The organism is Mesorhizobium sp. P2_F7, assembly GCF_056403695.1.
This window is the reverse complement of sequence record NZ_JBFUFA010000004.1, coordinates 481,977-507,603: the sequence shown is the minus strand read 5'-3', so window position 1 is coordinate 507,603 and position 25,627 is coordinate 481,977. Positions and strand designations below refer to the sequence as shown.

At 62.7% G+C, this 25,627-nt stretch carries 34 protein-coding genes; 20 read left to right on the top strand and 14 right to left on the bottom strand.

The window, feature by feature from the left end; genetic code table 11:
* Positions 1-57 precede the first annotated feature (57 nt).
* From AC1DZ8_RS16590 to purB, 3 genes are read left to right on the top strand one after another with little or no spacing between them, the layout of a single operon-like run.
* Complete coding sequence (locus tag AC1DZ8_RS16590; RefSeq protein ID WP_477303943.1) at positions 58-783, top strand: DUF2259 domain-containing protein; 726 nt, start codon at positions 58-60, stop codon at positions 781-783.
* 56 nt (positions 784-839) lie between these two features.
* Positions 840-1,304: a hypothetical protein gene (locus tag AC1DZ8_RS16585; RefSeq protein WP_477304336.1), complete on the top strand. Its 465-nt coding sequence runs from the start codon at positions 840-842 to the stop codon at positions 1,302-1,304.
* A gap of 59 nt (positions 1,305-1,363) precedes the next feature.
* Positions 1,364-2,671, top strand: a complete 1,308-nt coding sequence (gene purB / locus AC1DZ8_RS16580; protein WP_477303941.1) for an adenylosuccinate lyase — start codon at positions 1,364-1,366, stop codon at positions 2,669-2,671.
* Between the two features lie 42 nt (positions 2,672-2,713).
* Here the strand turns inward: purB and AC1DZ8_RS16575 are convergent, their stop codons facing one another.
* Positions 2,714-3,526 carry a VOC family protein gene (locus AC1DZ8_RS16575; RefSeq protein ID WP_477303939.1) on the bottom strand — a complete coding sequence of 271 codons (813 nt, stop codon included), beginning with the start codon at positions 3,524-3,526 and terminating at the stop codon, positions 2,714-2,716.
* 192 nt (positions 3,527-3,718) lie between these two features.
* Between AC1DZ8_RS16575 and AC1DZ8_RS16570 the strand changes: the two genes are divergently transcribed.
* Positions 3,719-4,273 carry an RBBP9/YdeN family alpha/beta hydrolase gene (locus AC1DZ8_RS16570; RefSeq protein ID WP_477303937.1) on the top strand — a complete coding sequence of 185 codons (555 nt, stop codon included), beginning with the start codon at positions 3,719-3,721 and terminating at the stop codon, positions 4,271-4,273.
* A gap of 18 nt (positions 4,274-4,291) precedes the next feature.
* Here AC1DZ8_RS16570 and AC1DZ8_RS16565 read toward each other — a convergent pair whose 3' ends face one another.
* Together AC1DZ8_RS16565 and AC1DZ8_RS16560 are read right to left on the bottom strand one after the other, a co-directional pair.
* Positions 4,292-5,065 carry an HpcH/HpaI aldolase family protein gene (locus AC1DZ8_RS16565; RefSeq protein WP_477303935.1) on the bottom strand — a complete coding sequence of 258 codons (774 nt, stop codon included), beginning with the start codon at positions 5,063-5,065 and terminating at the stop codon, positions 4,292-4,294.
* Positions 5,066-5,224: 159 nt separating this feature from the next.
* Positions 5,225-5,545, bottom strand: a complete 321-nt coding sequence (locus AC1DZ8_RS16560; RefSeq protein WP_027028128.1) for a DUF1476 domain-containing protein — start codon at positions 5,543-5,545, stop codon at positions 5,225-5,227.
* A gap of 47 nt (positions 5,546-5,592) precedes the next feature.
* On the opposite strand from AC1DZ8_RS16560, the gene AC1DZ8_RS16555 reads away from it, so the two are divergent.
* The 8 genes from AC1DZ8_RS16555 to AC1DZ8_RS16520 all read left to right on the top strand — a co-directional run bounded on the left by AC1DZ8_RS16555 (position 5,593) and on the right by AC1DZ8_RS16520 (position 9,521).
* Positions 5,593-5,715, top strand: a complete 123-nt coding sequence (locus AC1DZ8_RS16555) for a hypothetical protein (protein ID WP_281401896.1) — start codon at positions 5,593-5,595, stop codon at positions 5,713-5,715.
* A gap of 106 nt (positions 5,716-5,821) precedes the next feature.
* Positions 5,822-6,616 (top strand): phosphoribosylaminoimidazolesuccinocarboxamide synthase, encoded by a 795-nt coding sequence (purC, locus tag AC1DZ8_RS16550; RefSeq protein WP_056594372.1) that lies wholly within the window; start codon positions 5,822-5,824, stop codon positions 6,614-6,616.
* A 40-nt stretch (positions 6,617-6,656) separates the two neighbouring features.
* Positions 6,657-6,899: a phosphoribosylformylglycinamidine synthase subunit PurS gene (purS, locus tag AC1DZ8_RS16545; protein WP_181057212.1), complete on the top strand. Its 243-nt coding sequence runs from the start codon at positions 6,657-6,659 to the stop codon at positions 6,897-6,899.
* A gap of 18 nt (positions 6,900-6,917) precedes the next feature.
* Positions 6,918-7,172 carry a hypothetical protein gene (locus AC1DZ8_RS16540; protein WP_477303932.1) on the top strand — a complete coding sequence of 85 codons (255 nt, stop codon included), beginning with the start codon at positions 6,918-6,920 and terminating at the stop codon, positions 7,170-7,172.
* A gap of 25 nt (positions 7,173-7,197) precedes the next feature.
* A complete protein-coding gene (locus AC1DZ8_RS16535; protein ID WP_477304334.1) occupies positions 7,198-7,752 on the top strand; it encodes an RNA 2'-phosphotransferase in 555 nt (184 codons plus the stop codon).
* Positions 7,749-8,417 (top strand): phosphoribosylformylglycinamidine synthase subunit PurQ, encoded by a 669-nt coding sequence (gene purQ / locus AC1DZ8_RS16530; protein WP_112561440.1) that lies wholly within the window; start codon positions 7,749-7,751, stop codon positions 8,415-8,417. Before AC1DZ8_RS16535 ends, purQ begins: the two co-directional genes overlap by 4 nt.
* Positions 8,418-8,461: 44 nt before the next feature.
* Positions 8,462-8,872 carry a hypothetical protein gene (locus AC1DZ8_RS16525; protein ID WP_477303930.1) on the top strand — a complete coding sequence of 137 codons (411 nt, stop codon included), beginning with the start codon at positions 8,462-8,464 and terminating at the stop codon, positions 8,870-8,872.
* A 4-nt stretch (positions 8,873-8,876) separates the two neighbouring features.
* A complete protein-coding gene (locus tag AC1DZ8_RS16520; RefSeq protein WP_477303928.1) occupies positions 8,877-9,521 on the top strand; it encodes a Pr6Pr family membrane protein in 645 nt (214 codons plus the stop codon).
* A 16-nt stretch (positions 9,522-9,537) separates the two neighbouring features.
* Here AC1DZ8_RS16520 and AC1DZ8_RS16515 read toward each other — a convergent pair whose 3' ends face one another.
* Positions 9,538-9,777 carry a DUF1127 domain-containing protein gene (locus AC1DZ8_RS16515; RefSeq protein WP_477303926.1) on the bottom strand — a complete coding sequence of 80 codons (240 nt, stop codon included), beginning with the start codon at positions 9,775-9,777 and terminating at the stop codon, positions 9,538-9,540.
* A gap of 93 nt (positions 9,778-9,870) precedes the next feature.
* Here AC1DZ8_RS16515 and AC1DZ8_RS16510 point away from each other — a divergent pair, with 93 nt between their 5' ends.
* Positions 9,871-11,283 (top strand): aminotransferase-like domain-containing protein, encoded by a 1,413-nt coding sequence (locus tag AC1DZ8_RS16510; protein ID WP_477401216.1) that lies wholly within the window; start codon positions 9,871-9,873, stop codon positions 11,281-11,283.
* A 29-nt stretch (positions 11,284-11,312) separates the two neighbouring features.
* Here the strand turns inward: AC1DZ8_RS16510 and AC1DZ8_RS16505 are convergent, their stop codons facing one another.
* Positions 11,313-11,477, bottom strand: coding sequence for a hypothetical protein (locus AC1DZ8_RS16505; RefSeq protein WP_477303922.1), 165 nt, complete (start codon positions 11,475-11,477; stop codon positions 11,313-11,315).
* A 190-nt stretch (positions 11,478-11,667) separates the two neighbouring features.
* Between AC1DZ8_RS16505 and purL the strand changes: the two genes are divergently transcribed.
* The 3 genes from purL (at position 11,668) to AC1DZ8_RS16490 (ending at position 14,762) form a co-directional block, all read left to right on the top strand.
* Complete coding sequence (gene purL, locus AC1DZ8_RS16500; RefSeq protein WP_477303920.1) at positions 11,668-13,899, top strand: phosphoribosylformylglycinamidine synthase subunit PurL; 2,232 nt, start codon at positions 11,668-11,670, stop codon at positions 13,897-13,899.
* A complete protein-coding gene (locus AC1DZ8_RS16495) occupies positions 13,896-14,420 on the top strand; it encodes a hypothetical protein (RefSeq protein ID WP_477401214.1) in 525 nt (174 codons plus the stop codon). Before purL ends, AC1DZ8_RS16495 begins: the two co-directional genes overlap by 4 nt.
* A gap of 108 nt (positions 14,421-14,528) precedes the next feature.
* Positions 14,529-14,762, top strand: coding sequence for a BolA/IbaG family iron-sulfur metabolism protein (locus AC1DZ8_RS16490; protein ID WP_010909092.1), 234 nt, complete (start codon positions 14,529-14,531; stop codon positions 14,760-14,762).
* Between the two features lie 4 nt (positions 14,763-14,766).
* Here the strand turns inward: AC1DZ8_RS16490 and AC1DZ8_RS16485 are convergent, their stop codons facing one another.
* Positions 14,767-15,612: a phosphodiester glycosidase family protein gene (locus AC1DZ8_RS16485; RefSeq protein WP_477303916.1), complete on the bottom strand. Its 846-nt coding sequence runs from the start codon at positions 15,610-15,612 to the stop codon at positions 14,767-14,769.
* Between the two features lie 160 nt (positions 15,613-15,772).
* Between AC1DZ8_RS16485 and grxD the strand changes: the two genes are divergently transcribed.
* The gene (grxD, locus tag AC1DZ8_RS16480; RefSeq protein ID WP_477284628.1) at positions 15,773-16,108 is read left to right on the top strand and encodes a Grx4 family monothiol glutaredoxin; all 336 of its coding nucleotides are present in this window, start codon (positions 15,773-15,775) and stop codon (positions 16,106-16,108) included.
* 116 nt (positions 16,109-16,224) lie between these two features.
* Positions 16,225-17,493 carry a multidrug effflux MFS transporter gene (locus AC1DZ8_RS16475; protein ID WP_477303914.1) on the top strand — a complete coding sequence of 423 codons (1,269 nt, stop codon included), beginning with the start codon at positions 16,225-16,227 and terminating at the stop codon, positions 17,491-17,493.
* A 64-nt stretch (positions 17,494-17,557) separates the two neighbouring features.
* On the opposite strand, the gene AC1DZ8_RS16470 is transcribed toward AC1DZ8_RS16475, so the two are convergent.
* The 4 genes from AC1DZ8_RS16470 to rpsD form a co-directional block, all read right to left on the bottom strand.
* Positions 17,558-18,076: a hypothetical protein gene (locus AC1DZ8_RS16470; RefSeq protein WP_477303912.1), complete on the bottom strand. Its 519-nt coding sequence runs from the start codon at positions 18,074-18,076 to the stop codon at positions 17,558-17,560.
* Between the two features lie 28 nt (positions 18,077-18,104).
* Positions 18,105-18,932 (bottom strand): inositol monophosphatase family protein, encoded by an 828-nt coding sequence (locus AC1DZ8_RS16465; protein WP_477303910.1) that lies wholly within the window; start codon positions 18,930-18,932, stop codon positions 18,105-18,107.
* Positions 18,922-19,815 carry a tRNA 2-thiocytidine(32) synthetase TtcA gene (gene ttcA / locus AC1DZ8_RS16460; RefSeq protein WP_477303908.1) on the bottom strand — a complete coding sequence of 298 codons (894 nt, stop codon included), beginning with the start codon at positions 19,813-19,815 and terminating at the stop codon, positions 18,922-18,924. Before ttcA ends, AC1DZ8_RS16465 begins: the two co-directional genes overlap by 11 nt.
* A 149-nt stretch (positions 19,816-19,964) precedes the next feature.
* Positions 19,965-20,582 (bottom strand): 30S ribosomal protein S4, encoded by a 618-nt coding sequence (gene rpsD, locus AC1DZ8_RS16455; RefSeq protein WP_013895883.1) that lies wholly within the window; start codon positions 20,580-20,582, stop codon positions 19,965-19,967.
* 433 nt (positions 20,583-21,015) lie between these two features.
* Between rpsD and AC1DZ8_RS16450 the strand changes: the two genes are divergently transcribed.
* A complete protein-coding gene (locus AC1DZ8_RS16450) occupies positions 21,016-21,174 on the top strand; it encodes a hypothetical protein (protein ID WP_477303906.1) in 159 nt (52 codons plus the stop codon).
* A 71-nt stretch (positions 21,175-21,245) separates the two neighbouring features.
* Here the strand turns inward: AC1DZ8_RS16450 and AC1DZ8_RS16445 are convergent, their stop codons facing one another.
* Positions 21,246-21,434, bottom strand: coding sequence for a DUF3008 family protein (locus AC1DZ8_RS16445; RefSeq protein WP_477303904.1), 189 nt, complete (start codon positions 21,432-21,434; stop codon positions 21,246-21,248).
* 161 nt (positions 21,435-21,595) lie between these two features.
* Here AC1DZ8_RS16445 and AC1DZ8_RS16440 point away from each other — a divergent pair, with 161 nt between their 5' ends.
* Positions 21,596-22,978, top strand: a complete 1,383-nt coding sequence (locus AC1DZ8_RS16440) for an RNB domain-containing ribonuclease (protein ID WP_477303902.1) — start codon at positions 21,596-21,598, stop codon at positions 22,976-22,978.
* A gap of 39 nt (positions 22,979-23,017) precedes the next feature.
* Here the strand turns inward: AC1DZ8_RS16440 and murI are convergent, their stop codons facing one another.
* The 3 genes from murI to AC1DZ8_RS16425 all read right to left on the bottom strand — a co-directional run bounded on the left by murI (position 23,018) and on the right by AC1DZ8_RS16425 (position 25,499).
* Positions 23,018-23,818, bottom strand: coding sequence for a glutamate racemase (murI, locus tag AC1DZ8_RS16435; RefSeq protein WP_477303900.1), 801 nt, complete (start codon positions 23,816-23,818; stop codon positions 23,018-23,020).
* 150 nt (positions 23,819-23,968) lie between these two features.
* On the bottom strand, positions 23,969-24,571 hold the full coding sequence (locus tag AC1DZ8_RS16430) for a DUF805 domain-containing protein (protein WP_477401210.1): 603 nt from the start codon (positions 24,569-24,571) through the stop codon (positions 23,969-23,971).
* Between the two features lie 79 nt (positions 24,572-24,650).
* Positions 24,651-25,499: an RNA methyltransferase gene (locus tag AC1DZ8_RS16425; RefSeq protein ID WP_477309273.1), complete on the bottom strand. Its 849-nt coding sequence runs from the start codon at positions 25,497-25,499 to the stop codon at positions 24,651-24,653.
* Positions 25,500-25,627: the final 128 nt, after the last annotated feature.

Sequence of the window (25,627 nt, the reverse complement as noted above, 5' to 3'; positions counted from 1 at the left end):
TTTTGACTGTCTCATGATAGGGAACGATCGAACCATGGCGGCTGGAGCGGGAACCCGATGCGAAATCTTGTCCTGATTGCCGTTTGCCTGCTGGTGCAGCTGGCGTCCGGAATCGCTGCCCGGGCTGGCGATGTCGCCGAGCTCGAAATCCTCGGTTTCACTAAAGATGGTGGCGTCTTCGCCTTCGAGGAATATGGCGTTGCGGACGGATCGGGCTTCCCCTATGCCAACCGCTATTACATCGACACTGCCGACGACACGTTCCTGAAGGGCACGCCGATCCGGGTCCGGCTGGAGGACGAGACCGCCTCGCTCGACGCGGCCCGGCTGCAGGCCAGGCAAAAGGGTGAAGCAATCGTTGCCCAGGCAGAACTTGCCGCGAACCGCGGCATCACCGCCGGCTTCAACCCGGTGACCGAACTGTCGGCCGACCCGTTTCGCATGGTGGTCAACCCGCGGCCGATCTTCTCGCCGGTCGATCCGCCACTCGAATTCCGGCTCGACGAAATCGGCATGAACGACACCGAACGTTGCCAAAGCCTTGGCGAGATCAACGGTTTTCGTCTGCTGCGCATTGAGGCCACAGATGGAGGCCAGACCCATCTTTTGCATGAGGACAAATCGATCCCGCAAAGCCGCGGCTGCCCGAACGGCTACCGGATCGGCGCGGTGCAGACGTTTTCGATGGACAGTGTCAGCGCCTATGCGGTTCTGATCGCGGTGCGCGAATACGGCTTCGAAGGGCCGGATTTTCGTTGGATCGCCGTGACCGGCCGCCTGTGACAGCGCTTGATCAATCCAGCTGGCGCCAGCGCGCCGGCAATCGCGTCCGCCGCGCCGTGCCATCGACGGTCGCAGCTCTTCTCGGCGCCTTGTTGTGGGCGATGGCGATGGGCGCCAGCGCGCTCACCGGCCTTTGGCTCGACAATTGGGAGACGCCGGAAAAGATCCGCTTCGTCGTCCTGCTCTTTGCCATGGGTGCGGCAATTGCCTTCCCCATCGGCCTGTTTGCGGCGCGGCTGATTTCGCTCGGCCGGCCGTGGGAGGTAGCCTTCGCCGCCGCCTTCATCTGCCTGCTTGCCGCAACGCTTGCTTTCACCGGCGGGCTGTTTGCGCTGCAATACCGCTCCTATTACGCCGAATGGCACGCCGAGGCCTTCACTATCCGCTGGGCGTTCGAACTGGTGTTCACCTCGCTGACGGCGCTCTACCAGTTCGTGGTGCTGGGTATCAGGCTCTATTTTCCGCTCGGATTCGTCGCACTCGCCTGCGCCAGCGTGTGGTTTGCGCGCCAGCAGCGTTGAGCATTTGGTCCGCCTCTGATAGGAGGCGGACTTATTCACCGACATATCAGGACTGACGGATGATCCCTCGCTATTCCCGGCCGGAAATGGTCGCCATCTGGTCGCCGGAAACCCGCTTCCGCATCTGGTTCGAAATCGAGGCCCATGCCTGCGATGCGCTGGCCGAGCTTGGCGTCATCCCTAAGGAAGCGGCCAAAACCATCTGGGAAAAGGGCAACGCTGCCAAATTCGATGTCGGCAAGATCGACGAGATCGAAGCCGTCACCAAGCATGACGTCATTGCCTTCCTGACCCATCTTGCCGAATTCGTCGGGCCGGATGCGCGGTTCATCCATCAGGGCATGACCTCGTCCGACGTGCTCGACACCTGCCTTGCGGTGCAGCTCAGTCGTGCCAGCGATCTGTTGCTGGCCGATCTCGACGGGCTGCTGGCCGCTCTCAAGCGCCGTGCCTTCGAGCACAAGGACACCGTCACCATCGGCCGCAGCCATGGCATTCATGCCGAGCCGACCACCTTCGGCGTCAAGCTGGCGCAGGCCTATGCCGAGTTTTCGCGCTGCCGCGAGCGGCTGCTGCACGCACGCGAAGACATCGCCACCTGCGCTATATCAGGCGCAATCGGCACCTTCGCCAACATCGATCCCTATGTCGAAGAGCATGTGGCGAAGAAACTGGGGCTGAAGCCGGAGCCGGTATCGACGCAGATCATCCCGCGCGACCGCCATGCCATGTTCTTCGCCACGCTCGGCGTCATCGCCTCGTCGGTCGAGCGGCTGGCGACCGAAATCCGCCATCTGCAGCGCACCGAGGTGTTGGAAGCCGAAGAGTACTTTTCGCCGGGGCAAAAAGGCTCGTCGGCCATGCCGCACAAGCGCAATCCGGTGCTGACCGAAAACCTCACCGGCCTTGCCCGCATGGTGCGGTCCATGGCGCTGCCGGCGATGGAGAATGTGGCGCTCTGGCACGAGCGCGATATCTCGCACTCGTCGGTCGAGCGCATGATCGGGCCGGACGCCACGGTGACGCTCGATTTCGCGCTGTCGCGGCTTACCGGCGTCGTCGACAAGTTGCTGGTCTATCCGGACAACATGCTGAAGAACATGAACAAGTTCCGCGGCCTGGTGCATTCGCAGCGCGTGCTTCTGGCGCTGACACAGGCCGGCGTATCACGCGAGGACGCCTATCGTCTGGTGCAGCGCAACGCCATGAAGGTGTGGGAACACGGCGCTGATTTCCTTGAGGAATTACTGGCCGACAAGGAGGTCACCGCGGCGCTCCCCGAAGCCGAGATCCGCGAGAAATTCGACCTTGGCTACCACACCAAGCATGTCGACACGATCTTCAAGCGGGTTTTTGGGGAAGCTTAGCTTCCTTCTTCCCGTCACTATACGGGGAGAAAGACGCTCTCATCACGCCTTGCCTGGAACGGTTCTGATCACAGTGCCCCACGGGTCTTCCCGCGTGGTTTCGGCGGTAGCCTTGTCCGACCGCATTTCGACCCAGGCCAGACCCGAGCGAGACGGATCGCGGCGACCGGCGCCGGCGCTGTGCCACGAATTGCCACCGATGTGATGATGGTAGCCGCCGGAGGATAGAAACACGGCCTGGCCGCCATATTTGGCCACGGTGTCGAAGCCGAACTCCTGGTGCCACCAAGCCTCGGCGTCTTCCGGCCGGCCAACGCGGAGATGGACATGGCCGACAATGCTGTTTTCCGGCGCGCCCTGCCAGCCGGCGTCGCCTGCCGGAACGCTGGCGGCCACCGCAGCCAGATTCAGCCGCTCGGTCGCCATGGCGATCTTGTCGCCGTTCCACGTCCAGTCCTTCGGCAGGCGATCTGAATAGATTTCGATGCGATTGCCTTCCGGGTCGGTCAGATAAAGCGCTTCGCTGACCAGATGGTCGGAAGCGCCCTCGACGCGGATCTTGTTGGCGGCGGCATGGTTGATCCAGCGGCCGAGATCGGCGCGGCTGGGCAAAAGGAAAGCGGTGTGGAACAGGCCAGCGCTGCGCGGATCGTCGGGCTTGGCCGCCGCATCCGCCTCGATGACGAGCAGCGGGCGCTCGGCGGCGCCCAGCGTAATCGCGCCGTCGGCGCGGCTCAACTCCTGCAGGCCGACAACGGCACGGTAATAGGCTGCGAGGCTCTCGGCATCGCGCGCCTTCAACCCGACGCGGGAAACGCTGACTGGGGTCTTGGCGGCAAAAGGCAGTTCGCTCATGAAACTCTCCATTTCGGCGCACAATCCAAGGCGCCCCAGCAACTCTATCGATGGCTTCGATCTCACAACTCAGATCGTCGATCCTGGTCGTTCACACAAGACGCCAAAAACCGAACAGGTTGTTCACAATTGTGATGCATTGCGTGCATCAGCATGGTTGCACGAGACTGAGCCGCTCGCTATCTCAGCGGCATGAAAGTCAAAGACGCAGATATCTTGATCGTGCCGGGCTACACCAATTCCGGCCCGGAACACTGGCAGACACGCTGGCAGTCCAAACTGTCGACGGCGCGCCGGGTCGAGCAGGCCGAATGGACCAAGCCAGTGCGCGAGGACTGGACAGCGAGCGTGGCGAACGCGGTCAACGAAGCCGAGCGGCCGGTGGTGATCGTTGCCCATTCGCTCGGCGTGGCAGCCGCGGTGCAGGCCATTCCGCAGTTCAGGAAGCTGGTCGCCGGCGCCTTCTTTGTCGCGCCACCAGATGTCGCCAACCCGGAGATCAGGCCGAGGCACCTGATGACCTTCGGCCCCTATTCGCGCGAGCCGTTGCCCTTCCCGTCCATCGTGATCGCCAGCCGCAACGATCCGTTCTGCGCCTTCGAGGTTGCCGAGGACATTGCCGGCGCCTGGGGCTCGCTGTTCATCGATGCCGGCGAAACCGGTCACCTCAATGAGGACGCCGGCTTCGGCCCGTGGCCGGAGGGATCGATGACCTTCGCCAAGTTCCTGACCGACCTCAAGGCCTGACCCGAGGCACGTCGTGCCTCAGCCCTTGATCGAATCGTTCATGCTCTTGATCAGGGTCTTCGCGCCGAGCGAAATCAGCGCGTGGTCCGAGCCCATCGCCAGCAGCCGGTAGCCCATCGCCACGACGCGGCCGGCAATGGCCGGCTCGATGACGTAGATTGCCGCATGCTTGCCCACCTTGCGCGTGCGCTCGGCGATGGAGGCGACGGTTTCCATCATGCTTTCCAGCGTCGAATTAACGGTTGCGCCGTTCGACCAGGCGATCGAGAAGTCCGATGGGCCGAGGAAGATGCCGTCGATGCCGGGCGTATCGAGAATGCCGTCCAGCGCATCGAGCGCGGCGCGCGTTTCGACCATGGCAAAAGCCATGGTGCGCCGATTGGTATCGCGCAGCCACTCGGCATAGTCGCCCTTGCCGTGGCGCGGAAAGGCATAGGTCGGGCCCCAGGAGCGCTCGCCGAGCGGCGGGTACTTCATGGCGGCGGCAAACAGTTTTGCATCGGCCACCGAATTCACTATCGGCGCAATCACCGCCTCGGCGCCGAAATCGAGGGCGCGGCTGGCCATGTCGAAGCGGCCGACCGGAATGCGCACCAGCGCCGGCTTGTTGGCGGCGAGCACCGGCACGAGACCGCGCAGGACCGAGTCTTCGTGATGTCCGCCATGCTGCATGTCGAGCGTGACGGCGTCAAAACCCTGCTTGGCGATGATTTCGACCGTCAAAGCGTCCGGAACCCCGGACCAGGCGGTGAACAGCGTTTCATCGGCAGCGAGGCGAGATTTCAGGGACATCGAAACTTTCCTTGTTAACGATCCGCAGTTTCAGCTGGAAACAGTGGCGAAGGCAAAGAAAAACCGCCCGGCTTGGCCGGACGGTCGATTGGTCCAGAAGCGGCTGCGTGTTTTGGAGGATGATCCCGAAAACCGGCGGCCACTTTTCGGGATCATGCTCTAGGTGTTCTTGATCTGCTCGATCGCCTGCGCCATCAGTTCGTCCATGGTGCGGCGGATCTGATGGTCCGACTGGTCGACGCCGGCGGCATCGAAATCCTTGCGGATCTTGCGGAACACGTCGTGATCGCCGGCTTCCTCGATGTCGGAGACAACCACTTCCTTGGCGTAGGCGTCGGCATCAGCGCCGGACTTGCCCAGCTTTTCGGCGGCCCACAGGCCGAGCGCCTTGTTGCGGCGGGCCGCGGCCTTGAAGCGAAGTTCTTCGTCGAAGGCGAATTTGCGCTCAAAACCCTCTTCGCGGTCTTTCATGCTGCTCATGGCTTCCCTCCGGTGAAATCGATTCGCGTTGGCGGTGGATATGTGTGTTGCCGCAGCACAAACCAAAAGGGCGCGGGTCGGTCAATATGCTACATCACTTGCTGCGCTGCGGCATTTCATTCCTGAAAGCGGCCAACGAGAAGGATTTGCCGATTGAGCAAACGCTGTGATTGGGATAGACCCGGCATTGAACCCTACCCGTCGCCGCACTAATTTAGGCAGACGGACAGGAACTGGTCGCTTGCCGCCTGCCCGCAAATCCAGAGAAAAAATCAGATGAAAAATCGCCGCCGCATTTATGAAGGCAAGGCCAAGATCCTCTATGAGGGACCGGAACCGGGCACGCTGATCCAGTTCTTCAAGGATGATGCGACCGCGTTCAACAAGAAGAAGCACGAGGTCATCGACGGCAAGGGTGTGCTCAACAACCGCATTTCCGAGTACATCTTCAATCATTTGAACCGCATGGGCATTCCGACCCACTTCATCCGCCGGCTCAACATGCGCGAGCAGCTGATCAAGGAAGTCGAGATCATCCCGCTCGAAGTGGTGGTGCGCAATGTCGCCGCCGGTTCGCTGTCCAAGCGCCTCGGCATCGAGGAAGGCACTGTTCTGCCGCGCTCGATCATCGAATTCTATTACAAGGCCGATGCGCTGGACGATCCGATGGTGTCGGAAGAGCACATCACCGCCTTCGGCTGGGCAAGCCCGCAGGAGATCGACGACGTCATGGCGCTCGCCATCCGCGTCAACGACTTCCTCTCCGGCCTGTTCATGGGCGTCGGCATCCAGCTCGTCGACTTCAAGATCGAATGCGGCCGCCTGTTCGAAGGCGACATGATGCGCATCGTCGTCGCCGACGAGATCTCGCCGGATTCGTGCCGGCTGTGGGACGTGGCGACGCAGGACAAGCTCGACAAGGACCGTTTCCGCCGCGATATGGGCGGCCTCGTCGAAGCCTATCAGGAAGTGGCCCGCCGCCTCGGCATCATGAACGAGAACGAGCCGCCGCGCCCGACCGGCCCGGTGCTCGTCGCCTCGACCGAAGGCATCAAAGGCAAGCCGCACTAAGCCGCGCCAAGCAAACTATTCGAACAGGAACCTGTCCAGCATGATCAAGGCCCGCATCACCGTCACCCTCAAGAACGGCGTGCTCGACCCCCAGGGAAAAGCCATAGAGCACGCTCTGTCGGGCCTGGGTTTCGGCGGTGTCGGCCAGGTGCGGCAAGGCAAGGTGTTCGATCTCGAGCTTTCAGAAACCGACAAGGCCAAGGCCGAGGCCGATCTCAAGGCGATGTGCGACAAGCTGCTGGCGAATACGGTGATTGAGAATTATAGTGTGACGCTTACCTGAGGTTGTAGCGGAGGCACTATGGCGGAACCCACGAATGAATTGATGTTCGAGCTTTTGAAGCGCGTGCACCACGAAATCGGTGAACTTCGCCAGGATGTGTCCGAGACGAAGCGGGAACTGAATGTGATGCGAGGCCACATGGTGGCAACGCAAAGCGATATCCACAACATCTATGGCATTCTTGCCCGCCAGGACGAGCGGCTTGAGCGCATAGACAAACGACTGGATTTGCGCGAACTCGCCGAAGCTCAGAAGCCTTACGAACCCAAGTGACGCCGCCTCGGCATCAATGTAGACGCTGACTTTGAACGACACGCAAATCTCCAAATTCATGAGCTTGGTGCTGCGGCACGCGCCTGAAGAGGCCGGACTTTCGCTCGACGAAAACGGCTGGGCTGATTTCGACAAGCTGTGCGCTGTGCTGCAATCGAAGTTTGGCGCATCCGCGGCGGAGATTGTGCGCATCGTCGAGGAAAACCCGAAAAAGCGCTTTGCCATCGACGGCAATCGCATCCGCGCCGTGCAGGGTCACAGCATCGATGTCGATCTCGGCCTGCCGCCAAGCGTACCGCCGGCAATCCTTTATCATGGCACCAAGGAAGAGTTCCTGCCCAGCATTTTGCGCGAAGGCCTGACCAGTCAGTCGCGCCAGCATGTGCATTTGTCGAAAGACATGGAAACAGCGCTCATCGTGGCGCGGCGGCGCAAGGGAAAAGATGTTATTCTTCGGGTCGACTCGGCTGCTATGGCTGGGGACGGTGAGATATTCTTTCTCTCCGACAACGGCGTCTGGTTGACCAACCGCGTTGCGTCCCGGTATCTGCTTGAGATCAGCGAACAGGAATTGCCATGAAATCCGCCGTTGTCCTCCTGCCTGGCCTCAACCGCGACCGCGACATGATCGCGGCGCTGACCAAGATTTCGGGACAGGCGCCGGCTACCGTCTGGCAGACCGACACCGAGATCCCCGATGTCGACCTGATCGCGATCCCCGGCGGCTTTTCCTTTGGCGACTATCTGCGTTGCGGCGCCATTGCCGCGCGCATGCCGGTGATGCGGGCGGTTGCGGAAAAGGCGGCCAAGGGCGTCATGGTCATCGGCGTGTGCAACGGGTTCCAGATCCTGGTCGAGGCCGGCCTGCTGCCCGGCGCACTGATGCGCAACGCGTCGCTGAAATTTGTCTGCCGGCAGGTCAAGCTCGAGATCGCCAACGCCAACACCATGTTCACCCGCCGCTATCAGCCGGGTCAGATCATCCGCACGCCGGTTGCGCATCATGACGGCAATTACTTCGCCGATGCCGACACGCTTGCCCGCCTTGAAGGCGAAGGACAGGTGGTGTTCCGCTATGCAGAGGGCACCAATCCCAATGGCTCGATCAACGACATTGCCGGCATCATCAGCGAAAAGGGCAATGTGCTCGGCCTGATGCCGCATCCGGAGAACCTGATCGAGGCCGCGCATGGCGGCAGCGACGGCAGGGCGCTCTTCGAAGGCGCGCTCGGCATCGCCGCCTGATATCCTTTCTCGAAATTCCTTTCAAAGCGCGGGGGCGGCTGACCATGAGACTGACGATTGCCCGGATGGCTCTCCTGATAGCCGCCGGCCTTGCGCTGGCGTCCTGCCAGTCGAGCCCGAAGGGCACGCCGGCGCCGGCAGGCAAGAGTGCTTCGCTGCTCGCCATGGAGCAGGTGGCGATATCAGCCCACAAATGCTGGATCGCCAGCAAGGATCCCGCCTTCAAGTCCTATCAGATGGCCAATGAGCTGAATTCGTTCAGCGGCACTCCGCGCTTCCTGCTGGTGCCGGCCAAGCATTATGGCGGCAAGCCGCTGCTGGTTGTCCAGGCGCAGGGCAATTCCAGCCGCATCGACGTGTTCGGTCCGCTGATGGACGATCCGCTCGGCGCGCGTATCGGCTCCGACATTGCGCGCTGGCAGACGGGCAATCCGTCCTGTAACGCGGCCGCCTGACGCCATGGGCCGCTTCCTGCAGATTGCGGGATTGGCCATTGGCCTCATCGGCCTTGTCCTGCAGTTCTGCATCACTATCCCGGCGTCGATGGAAGCCGGCCGCAGCTTTCTCGGCTCCATCGTCTTCCTGTTCAGCTTCTTCACCATCCTGACCAATATCGGCGCGGTGCTGGTCCACACCTCGCTGCTGTCACCCAGCGGCTATGCCTGGCTGCCTGCCTTCGCCGGACCGCGGATGCGCGCGGGCGTCGCGGTTTCCATCGCGCTGGTCTTCATCGTCTATGCGACGGTTCTGGCGCAGCTCTGGCAGCCGCAGGGCCTGTTCCTGCTCTGCGACGTGCTGCTGCACTACGTGACGCCGGTGCTGTTCGTGCTGTGGTGGCTGGTGGCGGGCGCCGACGGCAGGACACGCTGGAGCGACATCTCCTGGTGGATGGCCTATCCGATCGCCTATCTCGCCTATGCGCTGGCCCGCGCCCCGATCGCGGGCGAAGTGCCCTACCCGTTCCTCGACGTCGCCAAGAACGGCGCGGTCAGCGTCGCGCTTTCGGCGCTGGCCGTCACCGGGGTCTTTCTGGTGCTGTGCATCCTCGCCGTGCTTGCCGACAAGGGTGTCGCACGCCTCAGGGCAGCGGGCGTCCGTCGCTGACCGGAACGGTTCCGGGTCAGTCCCAGAAGCGCCGGATCCCTTCGCGGTAGGCGTCGGAACGCGAAACACCGATATCCTTAAGCTGCTCGTCGGTCATTTCCAGCAGGGCCAGGCGACCGCGACGGCGCTCGATCAGCGCGCCGATCTGCTGCGCCAGCGACCTGACCACCTGCACGATGCGGCTGGCAAAGCCTCGCCGACTCGACGGTCCGACCAGTTCAACGCTCGTATGGCGGATTGTCTCGATTGTGCTCATTGTCTTTCTGCCAAGGTTGCAAATTGTACCCATTTCAGTACGGCGCTGATATGTATTGACTCCTAATTCGGTGCAATATACAAAATTGTCACCATGACAAATTGGCTTCCTGACCTCACCAGCGGCTCCGGCCCGCTTTATCAGCGTCTTGCCGACAGCATCGAGGCCGACATCGACAAGGGCGTCATCGACGCCGGGGCAAAACTGCCGCCACAGCGCGATCTCGCCTATGACATCGGCACGACGGTCGGCACGATCGGCCGGGCCTACCAGTTGCTGCGCGAGCGCGGTCTGGTCAGCGGCGAGGTCGGACGCGGAACCTATGTCCTGGCCCAGCAATCGGAAGCCGCGTCACCCGAATTCGCCGAGCCCGCCGTGCAAGGCACGCGCTATGTCGATGCGCCGCCCGGCAAACTGCGCTTCGACAGCACGGCCGCCCCCGACATCGGCCAGGGCACCGTTGTCGCCGAAACGCTTCAGCGCACGGTGCAGGATTATCCGCACGAGATCTCCAGCTACACCAGGGATTTTCCGGAGCGCTGGTTCGAGGCCGGCGCGCGCTGGCTGTCACGCAATTCGTTCCGCCCGGCGGCCGAGACCATTGTCCCCACGCTCGGTACCCATGCCGCCGTCATGGCGGCAATCGCGGCGCTGACCACGCCGGGCGACTATGTCGCCTTCGAGCACCTCACCTATTCGCAGATCGCCCGCAGCGCCGGGCTGATCGGGCGGCGCATTGCACTGGTGGCATCGGACGAGGAAGGCCTCGATCCCGAGGATTTCGAACGCGTCTGCGCGCAAAAGCACCCGAAAATGATCTTCCTGATGCCGACGGTGCAGAACCCGACGCTGGCGATCCTGTCGGTTTCGCGCCGCGAGGCGATTGCACGCGTCGCGCGCGCGTACAATGTCATCCTCATCGAGGACGATCTCTATGGTGGCTTGACCGACGACCCGACGCCGCTCATTGCCGAATATGCGCCCGAACGCACCATTGTCGCCGGCGGCCTGTCGAAATCGGTCGCGGCAGGCGTTCGCGGCGGCTGGCTCTCTTGCCCGCCTGCCTATCGCCATCGCATCCGCGTCGCCCACAAGATGATGACCGGCGGCATGCCGTTCCTGTTGGCGGAGGTCAATGCGCGGCTGGTTCTGTCCGGGCAGGCCGGAGATATCCGCAGGCGCTGTACCGCCGAAATCGCCGCCCGCATCGCCATTGTGCGCGAGACTTTGGCCGGCTTTGCCTTCAAGTCACACGACCGCGTGCCCTTCGTCTGGCTGACCCTGCCCGATCCCTGGCTCTCCGGCACCTTCAGGAGCGCCTGCCTCGAAAATGGCGTGCTCCTCGACGACGAGGACGAGTTCAAGGCCGGGCGCTCCGAGCAGGTTTTCCACGGTGTGCGTTTCGGCGTCTCGCAGCCAAGGCGGCGGGACGACATAGCCGGCGGCGTCGCGGTGATCCGCCGACTGCTGGAGGAAGGCCGCGCCGGCTACGACAGGTCTTCCTGACGCTTGACCTGGTCGGCCCCGATCTCGGATCAGCCCTCTGCCTTGAAGTTTTTGGCTTCCTTCGCGCCCTTGTCCTTGCCGTGCTTCTCGGCCAGGTCCTTGGCCTGCTGCGGCGAAACGTCGGTGATCTCGGCCAGATGCATAGCTTCCTTGTCCGAGAGGCGATTGTCCTTCTTGCCTTGCTTGGTGGCCATGTTGAAATCTCCTGATTGATTGGAGACCTAACGGCCGGCATGCCATAGCGTTCCCCAACGGCTCGCGACCGCCATCGTCACCTTGTGGCTTTCCGGCGTTTTTCATTATCCGATGGGGTGTATCGCGCCAAAGCTTGCGATAAGAGGGGACTCAGAAATCCCCCTCTCCCACGGATACCAATCGCTGCCCATGACCATTTCCAATTCCGTGCCGATCACTCCGGAACTCATCGCTGCGCACGGGCTGAAGCCCGACGAATACCAGCGCATCCTCGATCTGGTCGGGCGCGAGCCGAGTTTTACCGAACTCGGCATCTTCTCGGCGATGTGGAACGAGCACTGCTCCTACAAATCCTCGAAGAAATGGCTGCGCACGCTTCCGACCACCGGGCCGCAGGTCATCCAGGGTCCGGGCGAGAATGCCGGCGTGGTCGATATCGGCGACGGCGACTGCGTCGTCTTCAAGATGGAGAGCCACAACCACCCCTCCTACATCGAACCCTATCAGGGCGCTGCGACCGGTGTCGGCGGCATCTTGCGCGACGTCTTCACCATGGGCGCGCGGCCCATCGCGGCGATGAATGCGTTGCGCTTCGGCGCGCCGGACCATCCCAAGACGCGGCATCTGGTCAGCGGCGTGGTTTCCGGCGTCGGCGGCTATGGCAACGCCTTCGGCGTGCCGACGGTCGGCGGCGAGGTCAATTTCGACGCCCGCTACAACGGCAACATCCTGGTCAACGCCTTTGCCGCCGGCCTTGCCAAGACCGATGCGATCTTCCTGTCGGAAGCCAAGGGTGTCGGCCTGCCCGTCGTCTATCTCGGCGCCAAGACCGGCCGCGACGGCGTCGGCGGCGCCACCATGGCCTCGGCCGAGTTCGACGACAAGATCGACGAGAAGCGCCCGACCGTGCAGGTCGGCGATCCCTTCACCGAAAAATGCCTCTTGGAAGCCTGCCTCGAGCTGATGGCGTCCGGTGCGGTCATCGCCATCCAGGACATGGGTGCCGCCGGCCTCACCTGTTCGGCTGTCGAGATGGGCGCCAAGGGCGACCTCGGCATCGAGCTTCACCTCGACCAGGTGCCGGTGCGCGAAGAGCGCATGAGCGCCTATGAGATGATGCTGTCGGAAAGCCAGGAGCGCATGCTGATGGTGCTGCGCCCCGAGAAGGAAAAGGAAGCCGAGGCGATCTTCCACAAATGGGGCCTCGACTTCGCCATTGTCGGCAAGACCACCGACGATCTGCGCTTCCGTGTCATCCACCAGGGCGACGAGGTTGCCAATCTGCCGATCAAGGACCTTGGCGACAAGGCGCCGGAATATGATCGTCCCTGGGTCGAGCCGAAGAAGCCGGCGGCATTGGCGGCCGGCGATGCACCGAAGGCCGATGTCGCCGATGCGCTCTTGAAGCTGCTCGGCGGGCCGGACCTGTCGTCGCGCCGCTGGGTGTGGGAGCAATACGACACGCTGATCCAAGGCAATTCGCTGCAGCTTCCCGGCGGCGACGCCGGCGTTGTGCGCGTCGAGGGCCATGCGACCAAGGCGCTCGCCTTCTCCTCCGACGTCACGCCGCGCTATTGCGAGGCCGACCCCTATGAGGGCGGCAAGCAGGCGGTGGCCGAATGCTGGCGCAACCTCACCGCCACCGGCGCGCTGCCGCTGGCGGCGACCGACAACCTCAATTTCGGCAATCCGGAGCGGCCGGAAATCATGGGCCAGCTGGTCGGTGCGGTGAAAGGCATTGGCGATGCCTGCCGGGCGCTCGGCTTCCCGATCGTGTCGGGCAATGTCTCGCTCTACAACGAGACCAACGGCCAGGGCATCCTGCCGACGCCAACCATAGGCGGCGTCGGGCTGATTGCCGACTGGTCGAAGATGGCCCGTATCGGCTTTGCTGCCGAGGGCCAGATGATCCTGCTGGTCGGCGCGCCGGCGACATGGGGCAGCCATCTCGGCCAGTCCGCCTATCTCAGAGATATCCATGGCCGCACCGACGGCCCGCCGCCACCGGTCGACCTCGAGCATGAGAAGCGCGTCGGCGACCATGTGCGCGCGCTGATCGCGTCGGGTGTCGTTACAGCGGCGCATGACCTTTCCGATGGCGGCCTTGCCGTGGCGTTGGCCGAAATGGCGATGGCGTCCGGCATCGGCGCCACCATTCCGGGCCTTGCCGGCACCGACCCGATCCCGGTCTGGTTCGGCGAGGACCAGGGCCGCTATCTCCTCACGCTATCGGTCGATCCGCAGAGCAAGGAATGGGACGCCATCCGCGAGCAGCAGAGCAAGCTCGGCATCTTCGCGCCATGGATCGGCTCGACCGGTGGAACCGAGCTGAAGCTTGGCGATGCCAAAGCGATTCCGGTCAGCGAATTGACCGCCGCCCACGAAGGCTGGTTCCCACGCTTCATGGATCAGGCCAGTTGACCAGACTGGCAGCCCGGACGCTGATCGCAGTCGTCTTCTGGCCGTCGCTGTTCTTCTTCTGGTTCCTCGGGCCGTTCGTCTTCTTCCTGCTGTCGACGACATCGAGCGAGGTTTGCCCGCTGTTGGAAAGGCGTGAGCAGTTCCTAGAGGCGGCCAATGGCACGCTGCCGATGCTGGTGCTGCAGAACCTCCTTTATGCGGTGCCGATCATCTGCCTGGTGCTGTGGATCCGGCTTTTACCGGACCCGGCGCGAGCAAGGCATGTCGTCACCTGCATCAAGCTTTTCATTGCTGCTGCGACGATAGGGGCGCTGTGGGAATACGGCTCGTCGCTGGTCTGCGACGGCTACGGCCAGGCGTTCTTCTCGCCGCTCTGGCAGATGACCAGCTATCTCCCCATCGCCAACCTGGTGATCAACATTCCGCTCTATGTGCTGGTCTTCAGCCTTGGCAGGGGGTTCTCGACCCGCGACGACATCACCGAGGATGGTGTGGTCCACCCGCGGCAGGATGGCCCTTAGACACTGCGTCACCGACAGAACGGCTTCAACCCGAACCAGAAAGGCTTTAGGCTTACCCCCGAGTCACCCTCGTAGAAGCTGCCTAGCCGCCCAGAACAGGATTTTGCCATGGCAATGGATGCCCACGACATCGAAAAACTGATCAAGGACGGCATTCCGGACGCCAAGGTGACGATCCGCGACCTCGCCGGCGATGGCGACCACTATGCGGCCGAAGTGGTGGCCGAGAGCTTCCGGGGAAAGAGCCGCGTCCAGCAGCACCAGATGGTCTATGACGCACTGAAGGGCAATATGGGCGGCGTGCTGCACGCGCTGGCCCTGCAGACGAGCGTGCCGGACTGAAGGTTCACTGTTTCGCCGACACTGGTGCGATCGGCTTCGCCGACACCGGCGTGATCGGCTTCGCCGACACTGAGATGATCGGCCCTGCCGGGTATTTTCCGCCGACGATCATCCTCTCGCCGTCCGACAGCGCCGACACCGCGCCGTCGAGGAACAGCGCGTTGCGGCAGCCAAGCGCGTCACGGAACAGCCGCGCAAAGCTGCCGAAACTGACCTCCGAGCGCGAGATCGCCAGGACAACCGTGTTTTCGTCGCGCACGCCGACGCCATTGCGGATGTAGCGGGAGGTGCCATTCGGCTCGAACCTTGGGTGAATCTGGCCGTCGATAACCAGCATTGGGCCTGATTGCGTGGCGAAGGCGACATCGGGCTTCGCCGCGGCATAGGCGCTGCTTTCCATGACCGCGGCCCTGCCGTCCTTGCCGACCAGGAAGACGCCGTTGGGCTTCAGGAAGAAATTGCCTTCGCCGTCGGCACTGTTGAGCGGGGACTTTTCGCCGCCATCCTCCATCAGCAGTCCGACCGGCGACAAGTCCTCGTGATACATGCCGCCATTCATGGCGAGCAGCACCGGTCTGCCCTCGCCGGCCATTGCTTTGTCGAAGGCCTCCAGCGAGCCGAAGGCCTTGCCGTCGGCGCCGGCGTGAGAGACAGCAAGGTCATAAGTTCGCAGGTCGACCGTGCACACGACATAGGTCAGCGCCTCGAAGGCGACATTCCGGCAAGGGGCCGGCAGTTCTCCGCCGATCACCAAAGGTGGCGGCGCGGGGCGTCTCGGCCACAAGACAGTGGCAGTCGCTGCCACCAGGATGGCGATCAGAAGGGCGGCGCCATATCGTCTTTTCATCATGTCCCGGAGGCTGCAATCGGCTCGGATGCTTGGCCCAAGACAGGCGATCCTTTGCGCCATTTCCGCGGCAGCGGCGCAAACATCTTGTTTCGGCCCATCTATGGGTTTATTTGATGGCTATGCTTCGAGCCTGACTCCCACAGGCGTGAAAGGATATTCCATGAGCGGCATCAACGACTACATCGACAGCGAAGTGAAGGGCAACGACGTCGTCCTTTTCATGAAGGGCACGCCCGGTTTTCCGCAGTGCGGCTTTTCCGGCCAGGTGGTGCAAATTCTCGATTACCTCGGCGCCGACTACAAGGGCGTCGACGTGCTGACCTCGGCCGAACTGCGCCAGGGCATCAAGGAATACTCGAACTGGCCGACGATCCCGCAGCTCTACGTCAAGGGCGAATTCGTCGGCGGCTGCGACATCATCCGCGAAATGTTCCAGGCGGGCGAACTACAGACGTTCCTCGTCGAAAAGGGCGTCAGCGTCAAAGCCACCGCCTGATTCTGGCTTAGCTCGGGCAGCTCCGCCTCGGCAAACTGTTACCTCCCCTATCGGGGTGAGGACGAACCGATGCGCCGGCATGCCGGCGCATATTCGTTTTGAAGATCGGACCCGCCGTGGACCAGCAGTCACAAGCGCAGCAACAGGCAAGCAAATTGCCTATTCCGCGCTGGGAATTCATCGCGCTGTGCGCGGCGCTGATGGCGCTGAACTCGCTGGCCATCGATATCATGCTGCCGGCGCTGCAGCAGATCGGCGCCACGCTCGGCGTCGAGAATGAAAACCACCGGCAGTATGTCATCACCGCCTATATCCTGGGCTTCGGCGGCGGACAGCTTTTCTTCGGCCCGATCTCGGACCGGTTCGGGCGCCGCGCGCCGCTGGTCGTCGGGCTGGCGATTTACGTCGTGGCGGCGGCGGCTGCCGCCATCGCCCCGTCATTCGCTATCCTGCTCATGTGCCGGCTGGTGCAAGGCATCGGTGCGGCGGCCACGCGCGTCATCGCCGTCTCGATCGTGCGCGACACGTTCGACGGCCGGCGCATGGCCGAGGTGATGTCGCTGATCTTCATGGTGTTCATGGCCATCCCGGTGATTGCTCCGGGGATCGGCCAGTTCATCATGCTGTTCGCAAGCTGGCACTGGATCTTCGTGACCATGGCCGTCGGAGCGCTGATCGTGTCGGCCTGGTCGCTGCTGCGGCTGCCGGAAACGCTGCATCCGGAGTACCGCAGGCCGCTGACGGTCTCATCCGTCGTCGGCGGTTTCCGCATCGTGCTCACCAACCGCATCGCGCTTTGCTACGCCTTTGCAAGCACCTTCATTTTCGCCGCCATGTTCGGCTTCATTGCCTCGGCACAGCAGATCTATGTCGACATTTTCCATGTCGGCGAGATGTTTCCGGTCATCTTCGCGGGTGTCGCCGGCGTTCTTGCTTTTTCGAATTACCTCAACTCGCGGCTGGTCGGCCGCATCGGCATGCGCCGCCTGTCACAGAGCGCACTGCTGCTGTTCCTGGTGATCAGCCTTGCCTGGCTCACCGTTTCGCTTGAAATGAAGATGCCGCTCTGGTTGTTCATCACCTTCTTCGCCAGCGCGATGATCCCGTTCGGCGCGCTCGGCGCCAATTTCAACGCGCTCGCCATGGAGCCGCTCGGGCAACTGGCCGGCACGGCGTCGTCGATCCTGGGCTTCATGCAGACGTTTCTCGGCGGCATTCTCGGCACGCTGATCGGCCAGGCCTTCAACGGCACGGTGACGCCGCTGGCCGCCGGATTCTGCAGCGTCTCGGTCGCGGCCCTGCTGATGATCCTGATCGCCGAGCGCGGCAAGATGTTCCAGCCGCACAACCCACCCATTTCAGGGCACGTCACCGACCTGCATTGAGCGGCTGTTCTGCGCTTCGAGTTTTATTTGTCTCAAAACCGCAGCCACTATCAAGCGACGCGCTTCACGATGCGCCTCCAATCACTGCCGTGAAACGAGGAAACAGCGGGCGCCCTGCGATGGCGCCACCCATGCTGTCCGAAAGAGGCATCGGCAGAGCCTTGTCGAGAGCTTCGAGCACGGATGACACAAAGACCCGGTTGAGTGAGTCATCATCTCCCATGTGAGAGAACGTGGCGCGCGGCTTGCCCATCAGCGTGCCGTTTTTGCGAATTGAGAAACTCAGTGTCAGGGTCATGCCAGCACTTCCCGGCGGCGGCTGCCAGCAGGCAAAGATCGCGGAAAACATCTCGTCTATGGTATCGACGGGATCGCGACTGCCGCACGCGCGTTCCTGCGATCTTGCCTCGGTGGCGCCGGCGGCGGCCAAGGCAAGTGCAAGCGCAGTTGCAACAAGCGCGGGCCGAGTGTTCATCCCGAATCTCCGATTTCGCACAATCGACAAAGCAAATGCGATGAAGCCAACCGCCAGTTCCCAATATCGGAACCAGTTGATCTTCGGCTCGGACAAAATCCCGGTCAAGGGAGAAGACCGGTCCCGGTACTGCCGATTATTGCGCCCAGAGTTCCCTGCGTAACTCCTGCCAGCTTTCGCGGTCGGGCGCGACAAGAATGCCGCCATCGACATGCGACGGCAGATAGGCGCTGCCGTCGATGCGGGCGGTGTAGCCGCCGGCCTCGGCATGGATCAGCACGCCGACCAGATGGTCCCACGGCATCAGCTTGTTGTAGACGACGAAATGCGCGTGGCCGCTCGCCAGCAGCCGGTATTCATGCGCCGCGCAGCGATAGCCGAACTGCGACAGCGTCTTGGTCTGGTTGCGAGCCAGAAGCGAGCGCTGCGGTTCCGCCAGATATTGCCAGGACACCGAACCGGTCATTTGCGAGATCGGCACGGCATTGGCGACATGTACCTTCTCCAGCGCGCCATGCGCGTGGCGGATGTGGCTGCCGGCGCCCTTGGCGCCGATCAGCCAGTCCTTGCCGACAGGATCATGGATGATGCCGGCCACTGTCTCGCCCTTGATCACGACGCTTAGCATGACGCCGAACAGCGGCACGCCGGAGGCGAAGTTGAAGGTGCCGTCGACGGGGTCGACGACGAAGGCGAGATCGGCATCGCCGAGCCCCTGGAGCAGCGCCGGATTGTCGGAGCAGGCCTCCTCGCCGACGATCATCGCTTGGGGGTAGCGCTCGAGCAGTCTTGCCGTAATCAGCCGCTCGGCATTGACGTCGGCCTCGGTCACCAGATCGGCCGCCGAGGTCTTCTGGCGGACATCGCCCTCGCCCAGCCGGCGAAAGCGCGGCATGATCTCGGCTTTGGCTGCATCGGCGAGAAGCTCGGCCAGCCAGTCGATCGCACGGTCGTCAAATGTCATCGGAAAGGTCTTGTCCTGCGCTGAGGCTGCCGTTGAGGGCAGCGAAATCGAACAGTTTGCGGTCAAGCAGATGCGAGGGTCTGGTGTTGCACAGCGCGCGCAGCATCGTGTCCTTGCGGCCCGGCATGCGCTTTTCCATGTCGTCCAGCATCGCCTTCGTGGCGTTACGCTGCAGGCCTTCCTGGCTGCCGCAGAGATCGCAGGGTATGATCGGAAAATTCATCGCGGCGGCGAATTTTTCCAGATCCGCCTCGGCGCAGTAGCTCAACGGCCTCAGCACCATGACGTCGCCGTCGTCGTTGAGCAGCTTTGGCGGCATGGCGGCGAGCCGGCCGCCATGGAACAGATTCATGAAGAAGGTTTCGAGGATGTCCTCGCGATGGTGGCCGAGCACCAGCGCCGAACAGCCCTCCTCGCGCGCGATGCGGTAGAGATGGCCGCGCCGCAGCCGCGAGCACAGCGAACAATAGGTGCTGCCCTGAGGCAATTTGTCGGTGACCACCGAATAGGTGTCCTGGTACTCGATGCGATGGGCAATGTCATGCGCATCGAGGTAAGCGGGCAAAATGTGCTTCGGGAAATTCGGCTGGCCCTGGTCGAGATTGCAGGCCAGAAGGTCGACCGGCAGCAGCCCGCGCCATTTGAGATCGAGCAACACGGCGAGCAGGCCGTAGGAATCCTTGCCGCCGGATAGCGCCACCAGCCAGCGATCGCCGGGCCTGACCATGGCGAAATCCTCGATCGCCTGGCGGGTCAGCCGCAACAGCCGCTTGCGCAGCTTGTTGAACTCGACCGAGGACGGCACGTCGGCGAACAGCGGATGGAAGCCGCCTTCGGCATCGGCAGCCGGTTCAAGCAGATCGGCGTTTGGCAGCATGTTCATGGCGCGTCGGCCCAAATCCCTGTTGCGCCCGGATTAGCGCATTGGCCGCAAAATCGAAATCGGTTTTTGGTCGATGCCTCGCAGGTGCGATGCACAAAGAAAAAGGCCGCCTCGAGGGCGGCCTTCGATATCTGCGGCAAAGAGGCCGATCAGCGCGAATAGAATTCGACGACCAGGTTCGGTTCCATCTGCACGGCGAAAGGAACGTCCGCCAGGCCGGGGATGCGCGAGAAGGTCGCGACCATCTTGTTGTGATCGGCTTCGATGTAGTCCGGCACGTCGCGTTCGGCGAGGCCGACCGATTCCAGAACGATGACCAGCTGCTTCGACTTTTCGCGCACTTCGACGACGTCGCCCGGCTTGCAGCGGTACGAGCCGATGTTGACGCGCTTGCCGTTGACGTTGACGTGGCCGTGGTTGACGAACTGGCGGGCGGCGAAGATGGTCGGCACGAACTTGGCGCGGTAGACGACCGCATCCAGACGCGACTCGAGCAGGCCGATCAGGTTCTCCGAGGTGTCGCCCTTGCGGCGGTCGGCCTCTTCATAGACCTTGCGGAACTGCTTTTCCGAAACGTCACCGTAGTGACCCTTCAGCTTCTGCTTGGCGCGCAGCTGCAGGCCGAAATCGGAAAGCTTGCCCTTGCGGCGCTGGCCATGCTGGCCGGGGCCGTATTCACGCTTGTTGACCGGGGACTTCGGGCGGCCCCAGATGTTTTCGCCGAGACGGCGGTCGATCTTGTACTTCGCGGATTCGCGCTTGCTCATCGCATTCCCTTTCAAAACAAACCACCCGGAACCTCATGCTCCGGGTGAAGGAAACGCGCCCTCCTCTGGCCTCCGTTTTCGAGACCTGACAGGGTTTTCCACGCAATGCGATGAAAAACCCACGGGACACGTCAGTTTAACAAGACCAAGGAAACGATAAACCAGTTTTCCCTGGGTTCTTGCCATGCAAAAGAAACCACCGGGCATTGCGGCCCGGTGTTGGTGGGCTCGTTAAACGGAGATTTAACCGGTGTCAAGCTCGCTGCTGGCGGCGGCTGCGGCAACCATATAGCATTTCCGACGTTAAGTGCGGTGCCGGATGTGGCGGGGTCGTTACCGACGGCATTAGGAAGGGACTGGAGCCAGAGGAGCCAGAAGTCGTATGAAAAAATTCTTCCTTTCGTTGGTAAGTGCAGCCGTCCTGGCAGGATCGATGTCGATTGCCGTCCCCGAGCCGGCGATGGCCAGGCATTGGCACGGTCACAAACACCACCAGGTCTGCCGCATCGTGGTGAAGAAGAAGGTCGTCTGGCGGCACGGCCACAAGAAGGTCATCCGCTACACGGTGAAGCGCTGCTGGTGGCGCTGGTAGTTTCGGCTTCGGCCTGAACTGAAGAGCCCGCGGTCTCGGCCGCGGGCTTTTTGTTTGGATTGGTTCGGGGCTCAGTCAGCCGATTTCTTCTGAGGCAGGCCCTTGCGCTTGGTCTCGGCGAATTCCTCAAGCTGCTTTTCGCTCATCGATTCATACATTTCGCGTGCAGCGTCTATGAGTTCGCCTTTCTTGGTTTCACCGCGTTTGGCCGAAAGCGCGGCACCGGCGGCCTTTTGCTGCGCTTGTGATTTTGCAGGCATATCGGTTCCTCCTTTGCTGCCAGAAGAAGAAACGTTGCGCTTCGGTGACGGTTCCAGCCCCGGCGGTCACGTCCCGGCCAGCATCCGTGTCTGCCTATGGTCGGCCAGGCTGCCGGCAAATCGGCCTTCCCGTGCCCGGAACGCCAGTGTAGGACGGCGCCATGAAATCGTTGACCGATCCCTCGCAGGCACTCGCTGACGGCCTTTCAAAAATCCGCACCGAGTTCCATGTGCCGGACGGATTTCCACCCAACGTCATGGCTCTGGCGCAGACGGCGGCCAAGCGCGTGCCCAGCCAGCATGCCGACCGAACGGCGATGCCTTTCGTGACACTCGACCCGGCGACCTCCACCGATCTTGATCAGGCGTTTTCGATCGAGGCGAGCGGCGGCGACCTTCTGTTGCACTATGCCATTGCCGACGTGGCCTGGTTCGTCGAGGACGGCGACGCAGTGGACCTCGAAGCCTGGGCGCGCGGCGAGACCCTGTATTTGCCGGACGGCAAGGCCGGGCTCTATCCCCCGGTGCTTGCCGAGGGGGCCGCCAGCCTGTTGCCCAGCGGACCGCGCGCCGCTGTTATCTTCACGGTTCGGATCGCTGCGGACGGCGCGGTAAAGCTGGATGGCGCCGAACGCGCAATCATTAAAAGCCGCGCCAAGCTCGCCTATGACAGCGTACAAACCTCCGACGTTCCGCCGGGCTTCTCGGAAATAGCGCGACGCATGGCGGCAGCCGAAGAGCGTCGCGGCGCTTCCCGCGTCGACCCGCCCGAACAAGAGGTGGAACAGCTTGCCAATGGCACATTCCAGCTTGCATTCAGGCCGCTGCTGCAATCCGAACAAGATAACGCCGCCCTTTCGCTGGCCGCCAACATGGCGATTGCCGACGCCATGCTGGCACACCGGACCGGGCTGTTCCGGGTGATGGCGCCACCGGATGCTGACAAGGTGCAAAGGCTGCGCAACGCCGCACAGGCTCTCGGCCTGTCCTGGCCGACTTCGACCAGTCTGCGCGACTATCAGCGAACTCTCGACCCCAGCAACAGGCAACAGGCAGCGCTGATGCTGGAAATTCGCCGTGCCGGTTCCGGCGCATCCTACCAACCCTATGAGGACGGCGTTGTGCCGTGGCACGAGGCGATGGCTGCGACCTATGCCCACGCCACCGCGCCACTGAGGCGGCTGGCCGATCGTTACGTCGTGCGCTGCGCGCTGGCAATCGCCAACGGCCAGCCGGTGCCGCAGGCCGTTACCGATGCGTTCGCCAGATTGCCCAGGGTGATGGGGCGCGCGGATGCCCGCGCCTCGCAGATCAACCACGCGGCCATCGATCTTGCCGAGGCGGTGATGCTTAGGGGACGCGAGGGTGAAATGTTCAAGGCCGTCGTCACCGACGTCGCCGACCAGCGCATGCGCGTTCAGCTCTCGGACATGCCTGTCGTTGCCAATGTGAAGGCCTCCGGGTTCGGCCAAGGTGACGGGCTGATGCTAAGGCTGGTTTCGGCCGATCCGGATCAACGAAGCGTCGTCTTCCAACCTGCCTAGCCTGTCTGAGCGACGAATGTCCGCAAGCCATAGAATGCCCTAGCGCGCGCTCAGGCCAAAACCCTGCATCAGCCGGCTGATGGCTAAATCCGGCTTTCCCGAGGTAAAGACGGCAATGTCGGGCTCTCCTTGCGGCAACGGCCCATCGACGGCTGGCAGCAGTGACAAGGCACGGCGGGCAATCGCCTCGGCCGGGTCAATCCAGTCGACCGGCCAGGGTGCGGTCTTGCGCATGCGGTTGGCCAGGAACGGATAGTGCGTGCAGGCGAGTACGACGATATCGGTGCGCTGGCCGTCGCGCTCGATAAAGCATGGCGCGATCTCGGCGCGCACGGCTTCCTCGTCGACAAAGCCTTCGCGCATGTAGACCTCGGCCAATCCGGCCAGATTGTTGCTGCCGACCAGGCGGACGTGGCATTTCTGCGCCCATTTGCCGATCAGGTCGCGCGTGTACTGGCGCTTCACCGTGCCCGGCGTCGCCAGCACCGAGACCAGCCCGGAGCGGGTTCGCTCGGCCGCCGGCTTGATCGCCGGCACGGTGCCGACAAAAGGATGGCCGGGAAATCTGTCACGCAGCGCATCGATCACCAGCGTCGAGGCGGTGTTGCAGGCGATGACCGAAATCGCCGGCTGAAACCGGTCGAGAAGCGTTGCGAAGAGATCGAGTATATGGGTCTGCAGCGCCGGCTCTTCCCAGGCGCCGTAGGGGAAAGCCGCATCGTCGGCGACATAGATGAAGCGCCGGTCGGGCATCAGCACGCGCGCTTCGCGCAGCACGGTCAATCCGCCAACGCCGGAATCGAACATCAGGATCGGGCGGTGGTTTGATCGATCGCTCATTGATGTCGGACCATGGAAAGAGGCTGGAGATCAGAAGGGCTGGCCGGTGATGTGGCCGATGCCGTTCTATCCGCAACGATCATGGTCTTGAAGTGGCGAATTCACCCAAGTTTTGCGCAGCGCCAGCGAAGATCGCTTCTCGCGATCGCTCTACAGCCCGCGCTTGCCGAAGCCGGCGGGCTTTGGCCGGCCCATCGGCTGGACAGATGGCACCGGGCGTGTGGCCGGCGCGGCGGCGCGCGCAGGGGATGGCGCAGCGCTGGTGGCCATGCGGCCGCCGGTCGAGGGAACAGCGCCCTCGAAATCGAAAACCGATGTCAGCTCATCGATATTGCTGCCCGCCACCGGCTTTGCCACCAGGATCGTGCACCAAAGGCCAAAGATCGACAGCGCAAGCAGGTTGAGACCGCCCGACGTGCTTTCCGGATTGTTGAAATCGATGACCAGAAGCGTGCCGGCCTGCAGGAAGGCGTAGATGGCGCAGAACACGATGTAGGACCACAGGATCCAGCCTTTGCCGTTGGCGTCGCGGCTGCGCCGCCAGGCAATATTGCCACGCATGACCACAGCCAGCAGCGAAACGACGAGGACCGCGCCGGCCATGCCTTGCCGCGACGGACCAGGCGCGGAGTTGACGAAGCCCTCAAAGCCCATCGTGCCTACAATACACACCAAAGCAGCCATGGCTTCGAGGAAAGCCACCCCGAGGGAGTAGAAGAAGAAGCGCATGCGGCCGATATTGGAGGTGAACATGAGCGACCCACCGTTTTCGCAACAATAGATCAGCACCAGATAATATTCGGTTACGCCGGACGTTCGAAGCTTATTGATCTTAACCTTCTTGGTCTGTCTTCCGGTTTCGCGCGGCGGCCGGAAGCCGTCTCGGATCGTCTCCCGGCGAACCGTCGCCGCGCGGCATCGCCGGCGAAAACCGGTCGAGCGACGAAATGATGCCGCGCAGCACCTTCAGTTCCGGCTCGGCAAACCCGGCGCGCGTCAGGACAGCGCGCAGGTTGTCGACCATCTTCGGCTTCTTCGGCGCCGGGCGGAAATAGCCGCGCGCTTCGAGCGCGCCTTCGAGATAGGCAAACAGGCCGTGCAACTCTTCCTTGCTCGCCGGCTTCATTTCCGGGTTGGAGAAATTGGTCGTCGTCTCATCCTCCAGGCCCGACTTCATCCACTCATAGGACATCAACAGCACGGCCTGGGCGATGTTGAGCGACGAAAAGCCGGGATCGACCGGGAAGGTGACGATCTCGTCGGCCAGCCCGACCTCGTCATTGTAGAGCCCAAAACGTTCGCGGCCGAACAGGATGCCGGTGCGCTGGCCGGCTATCTGACGTGCTCGCAGTGCCCTGCCCGCCTCGACCGGCCCGCGCACCGGCTTGAAGCCGTCGCGTTCGCGCGCCGTGGTGGCGAAGACGAAATTGAGGTCGGCCACCGCCGAAGCCAGGTCGCCAAACACGGTGACAGCATCGATGACATGGTCGGCGCGGCTGGCGGCGGCGCGCGCCTTCTCGCTTGGCCAGCCGTCGCGCGGATTGACGAGGCGCAGCTCGGACAGGCCGAAATTGGCCATGGCGCGGGCAACCATGCCGATATTCTCGCCGAGCTGCGGCTCGACCAGAATGATCGCCGGGCCGGTTATCCTAAGGCCGCCCTGAGAATCAGCTTCCGCCATCTGTTCCGTGTGATTGCGCTACGAAGTTCGCTTCTTGCCATATCGATGCGGTTTTTTGAAGGGACCATGCTGGACGAACAAACCTGTGCATACCTTTCCGCGCTGACGATATTTTGCAGCCATACAAG

Bases quoted from the DNA above. Each gene is read 5' to 3' on its own strand.
- AC1DZ8_RS16590 (WP_477303943.1), top strand. From the start codon at position 58: ATGCGAAATCTTGTCCTGATTGCCGTTTGCCTGCTGGTGCAGCTGGCG.
- purB (WP_477303941.1), top strand. From the start codon at position 1,364: ATGATCCCTCGCTATTCCCGGCCGGAAATGGTCGCCATCTGGTCGCCG.
- AC1DZ8_RS16575 (WP_477303939.1), bottom strand. From the start codon at position 3,526: ATGAGCGAACTGCCTTTTGCCGCCAAGACCCCAGTCAGCGTTTCCCGC.
- AC1DZ8_RS16570 (WP_477303937.1), top strand. From the start codon at position 3,719: ATGAAAGTCAAAGACGCAGATATCTTGATCGTGCCGGGCTACACCAAT.
- AC1DZ8_RS16565 (WP_477303935.1), bottom strand. From the start codon at position 5,065: ATGTCCCTGAAATCTCGCCTCGCTGCCGATGAAACGCTGTTCACCGCC.
- AC1DZ8_RS16560 (WP_027028128.1), bottom strand. From the start codon at position 5,545: ATGAGCAGCATGAAAGACCGCGAAGAGGGTTTTGAGCGCAAATTCGCC.
- purC (WP_056594372.1), top strand. From the start codon at position 5,822: ATGAAAAATCGCCGCCGCATTTATGAAGGCAAGGCCAAGATCCTCTAT.
- purS (WP_181057212.1), top strand. From the start codon at position 6,657: ATGATCAAGGCCCGCATCACCGTCACCCTCAAGAACGGCGTGCTCGAC.
- AC1DZ8_RS16540 (WP_477303932.1), top strand. From the start codon at position 6,918: ATGGCGGAACCCACGAATGAATTGATGTTCGAGCTTTTGAAGCGCGTG.
- purQ (WP_112561440.1), top strand. From the start codon at position 7,749: ATGAAATCCGCCGTTGTCCTCCTGCCTGGCCTCAACCGCGACCGCGAC.
- AC1DZ8_RS16525 (WP_477303930.1), top strand. From the start codon at position 8,462: ATGAGACTGACGATTGCCCGGATGGCTCTCCTGATAGCCGCCGGCCTT.
- AC1DZ8_RS16520 (WP_477303928.1), top strand. From the start codon at position 8,877: ATGGGCCGCTTCCTGCAGATTGCGGGATTGGCCATTGGCCTCATCGGC.
- AC1DZ8_RS16515 (WP_477303926.1), bottom strand. From the start codon at position 9,777: ATGAGCACAATCGAGACAATCCGCCATACGAGCGTTGAACTGGTCGGA.
- AC1DZ8_RS16510 (WP_477401216.1), top strand. From the start codon at position 9,871: ATGACAAATTGGCTTCCTGACCTCACCAGCGGCTCCGGCCCGCTTTAT.
- AC1DZ8_RS16505 (WP_477303922.1), bottom strand. From the start codon at position 11,477: ATGGCCACCAAGCAAGGCAAGAAGGACAATCGCCTCTCGGACAAGGAA.
- purL (WP_477303920.1), top strand. From the start codon at position 11,668: ATGACCATTTCCAATTCCGTGCCGATCACTCCGGAACTCATCGCTGCG.
- AC1DZ8_RS16490 (WP_010909092.1), top strand. From the start codon at position 14,529: ATGGCAATGGATGCCCACGACATCGAAAAACTGATCAAGGACGGCATT.
- AC1DZ8_RS16485 (WP_477303916.1), bottom strand. From the start codon at position 15,612: ATGATGAAAAGACGATATGGCGCCGCCCTTCTGATCGCCATCCTGGTG.
- grxD (WP_477284628.1), top strand. From the start codon at position 15,773: ATGAGCGGCATCAACGACTACATCGACAGCGAAGTGAAGGGCAACGAC.
- AC1DZ8_RS16465 (WP_477303910.1), bottom strand. From the start codon at position 18,932: ATGACATTTGACGACCGTGCGATCGACTGGCTGGCCGAGCTTCTCGCC.
- ttcA (WP_477303908.1), bottom strand. From the start codon at position 19,815: ATGAACATGCTGCCAAACGCCGATCTGCTTGAACCGGCTGCCGATGCC.
- rpsD (WP_013895883.1), bottom strand. From the start codon at position 20,582: ATGAGCAAGCGCGAATCCGCGAAGTACAAGATCGACCGCCGTCTCGGC.
- AC1DZ8_RS16450 (WP_477303906.1), top strand. From the start codon at position 21,016: ATGTCGATTGCCGTCCCCGAGCCGGCGATGGCCAGGCATTGGCACGGT.
- AC1DZ8_RS16445 (WP_477303904.1), bottom strand. From the start codon at position 21,434: ATGCCTGCAAAATCACAAGCGCAGCAAAAGGCCGCCGGTGCCGCGCTT.
- AC1DZ8_RS16440 (WP_477303902.1), top strand. From the start codon at position 21,596: ATGAAATCGTTGACCGATCCCTCGCAGGCACTCGCTGACGGCCTTTCA.
- murI (WP_477303900.1), bottom strand. From the start codon at position 23,818: ATGAGCGATCGATCAAACCACCGCCCGATCCTGATGTTCGATTCCGGC.
- AC1DZ8_RS16430 (WP_477401210.1), bottom strand. From the start codon at position 24,571: ATGTTCACCTCCAATATCGGCCGCATGCGCTTCTTCTTCTACTCCCTC.
- AC1DZ8_RS16425 (WP_477309273.1), bottom strand. From the start codon at position 25,499: ATGGCGGAAGCTGATTCTCAGGGCGGCCTTAGGATAACCGGCCCGGCG.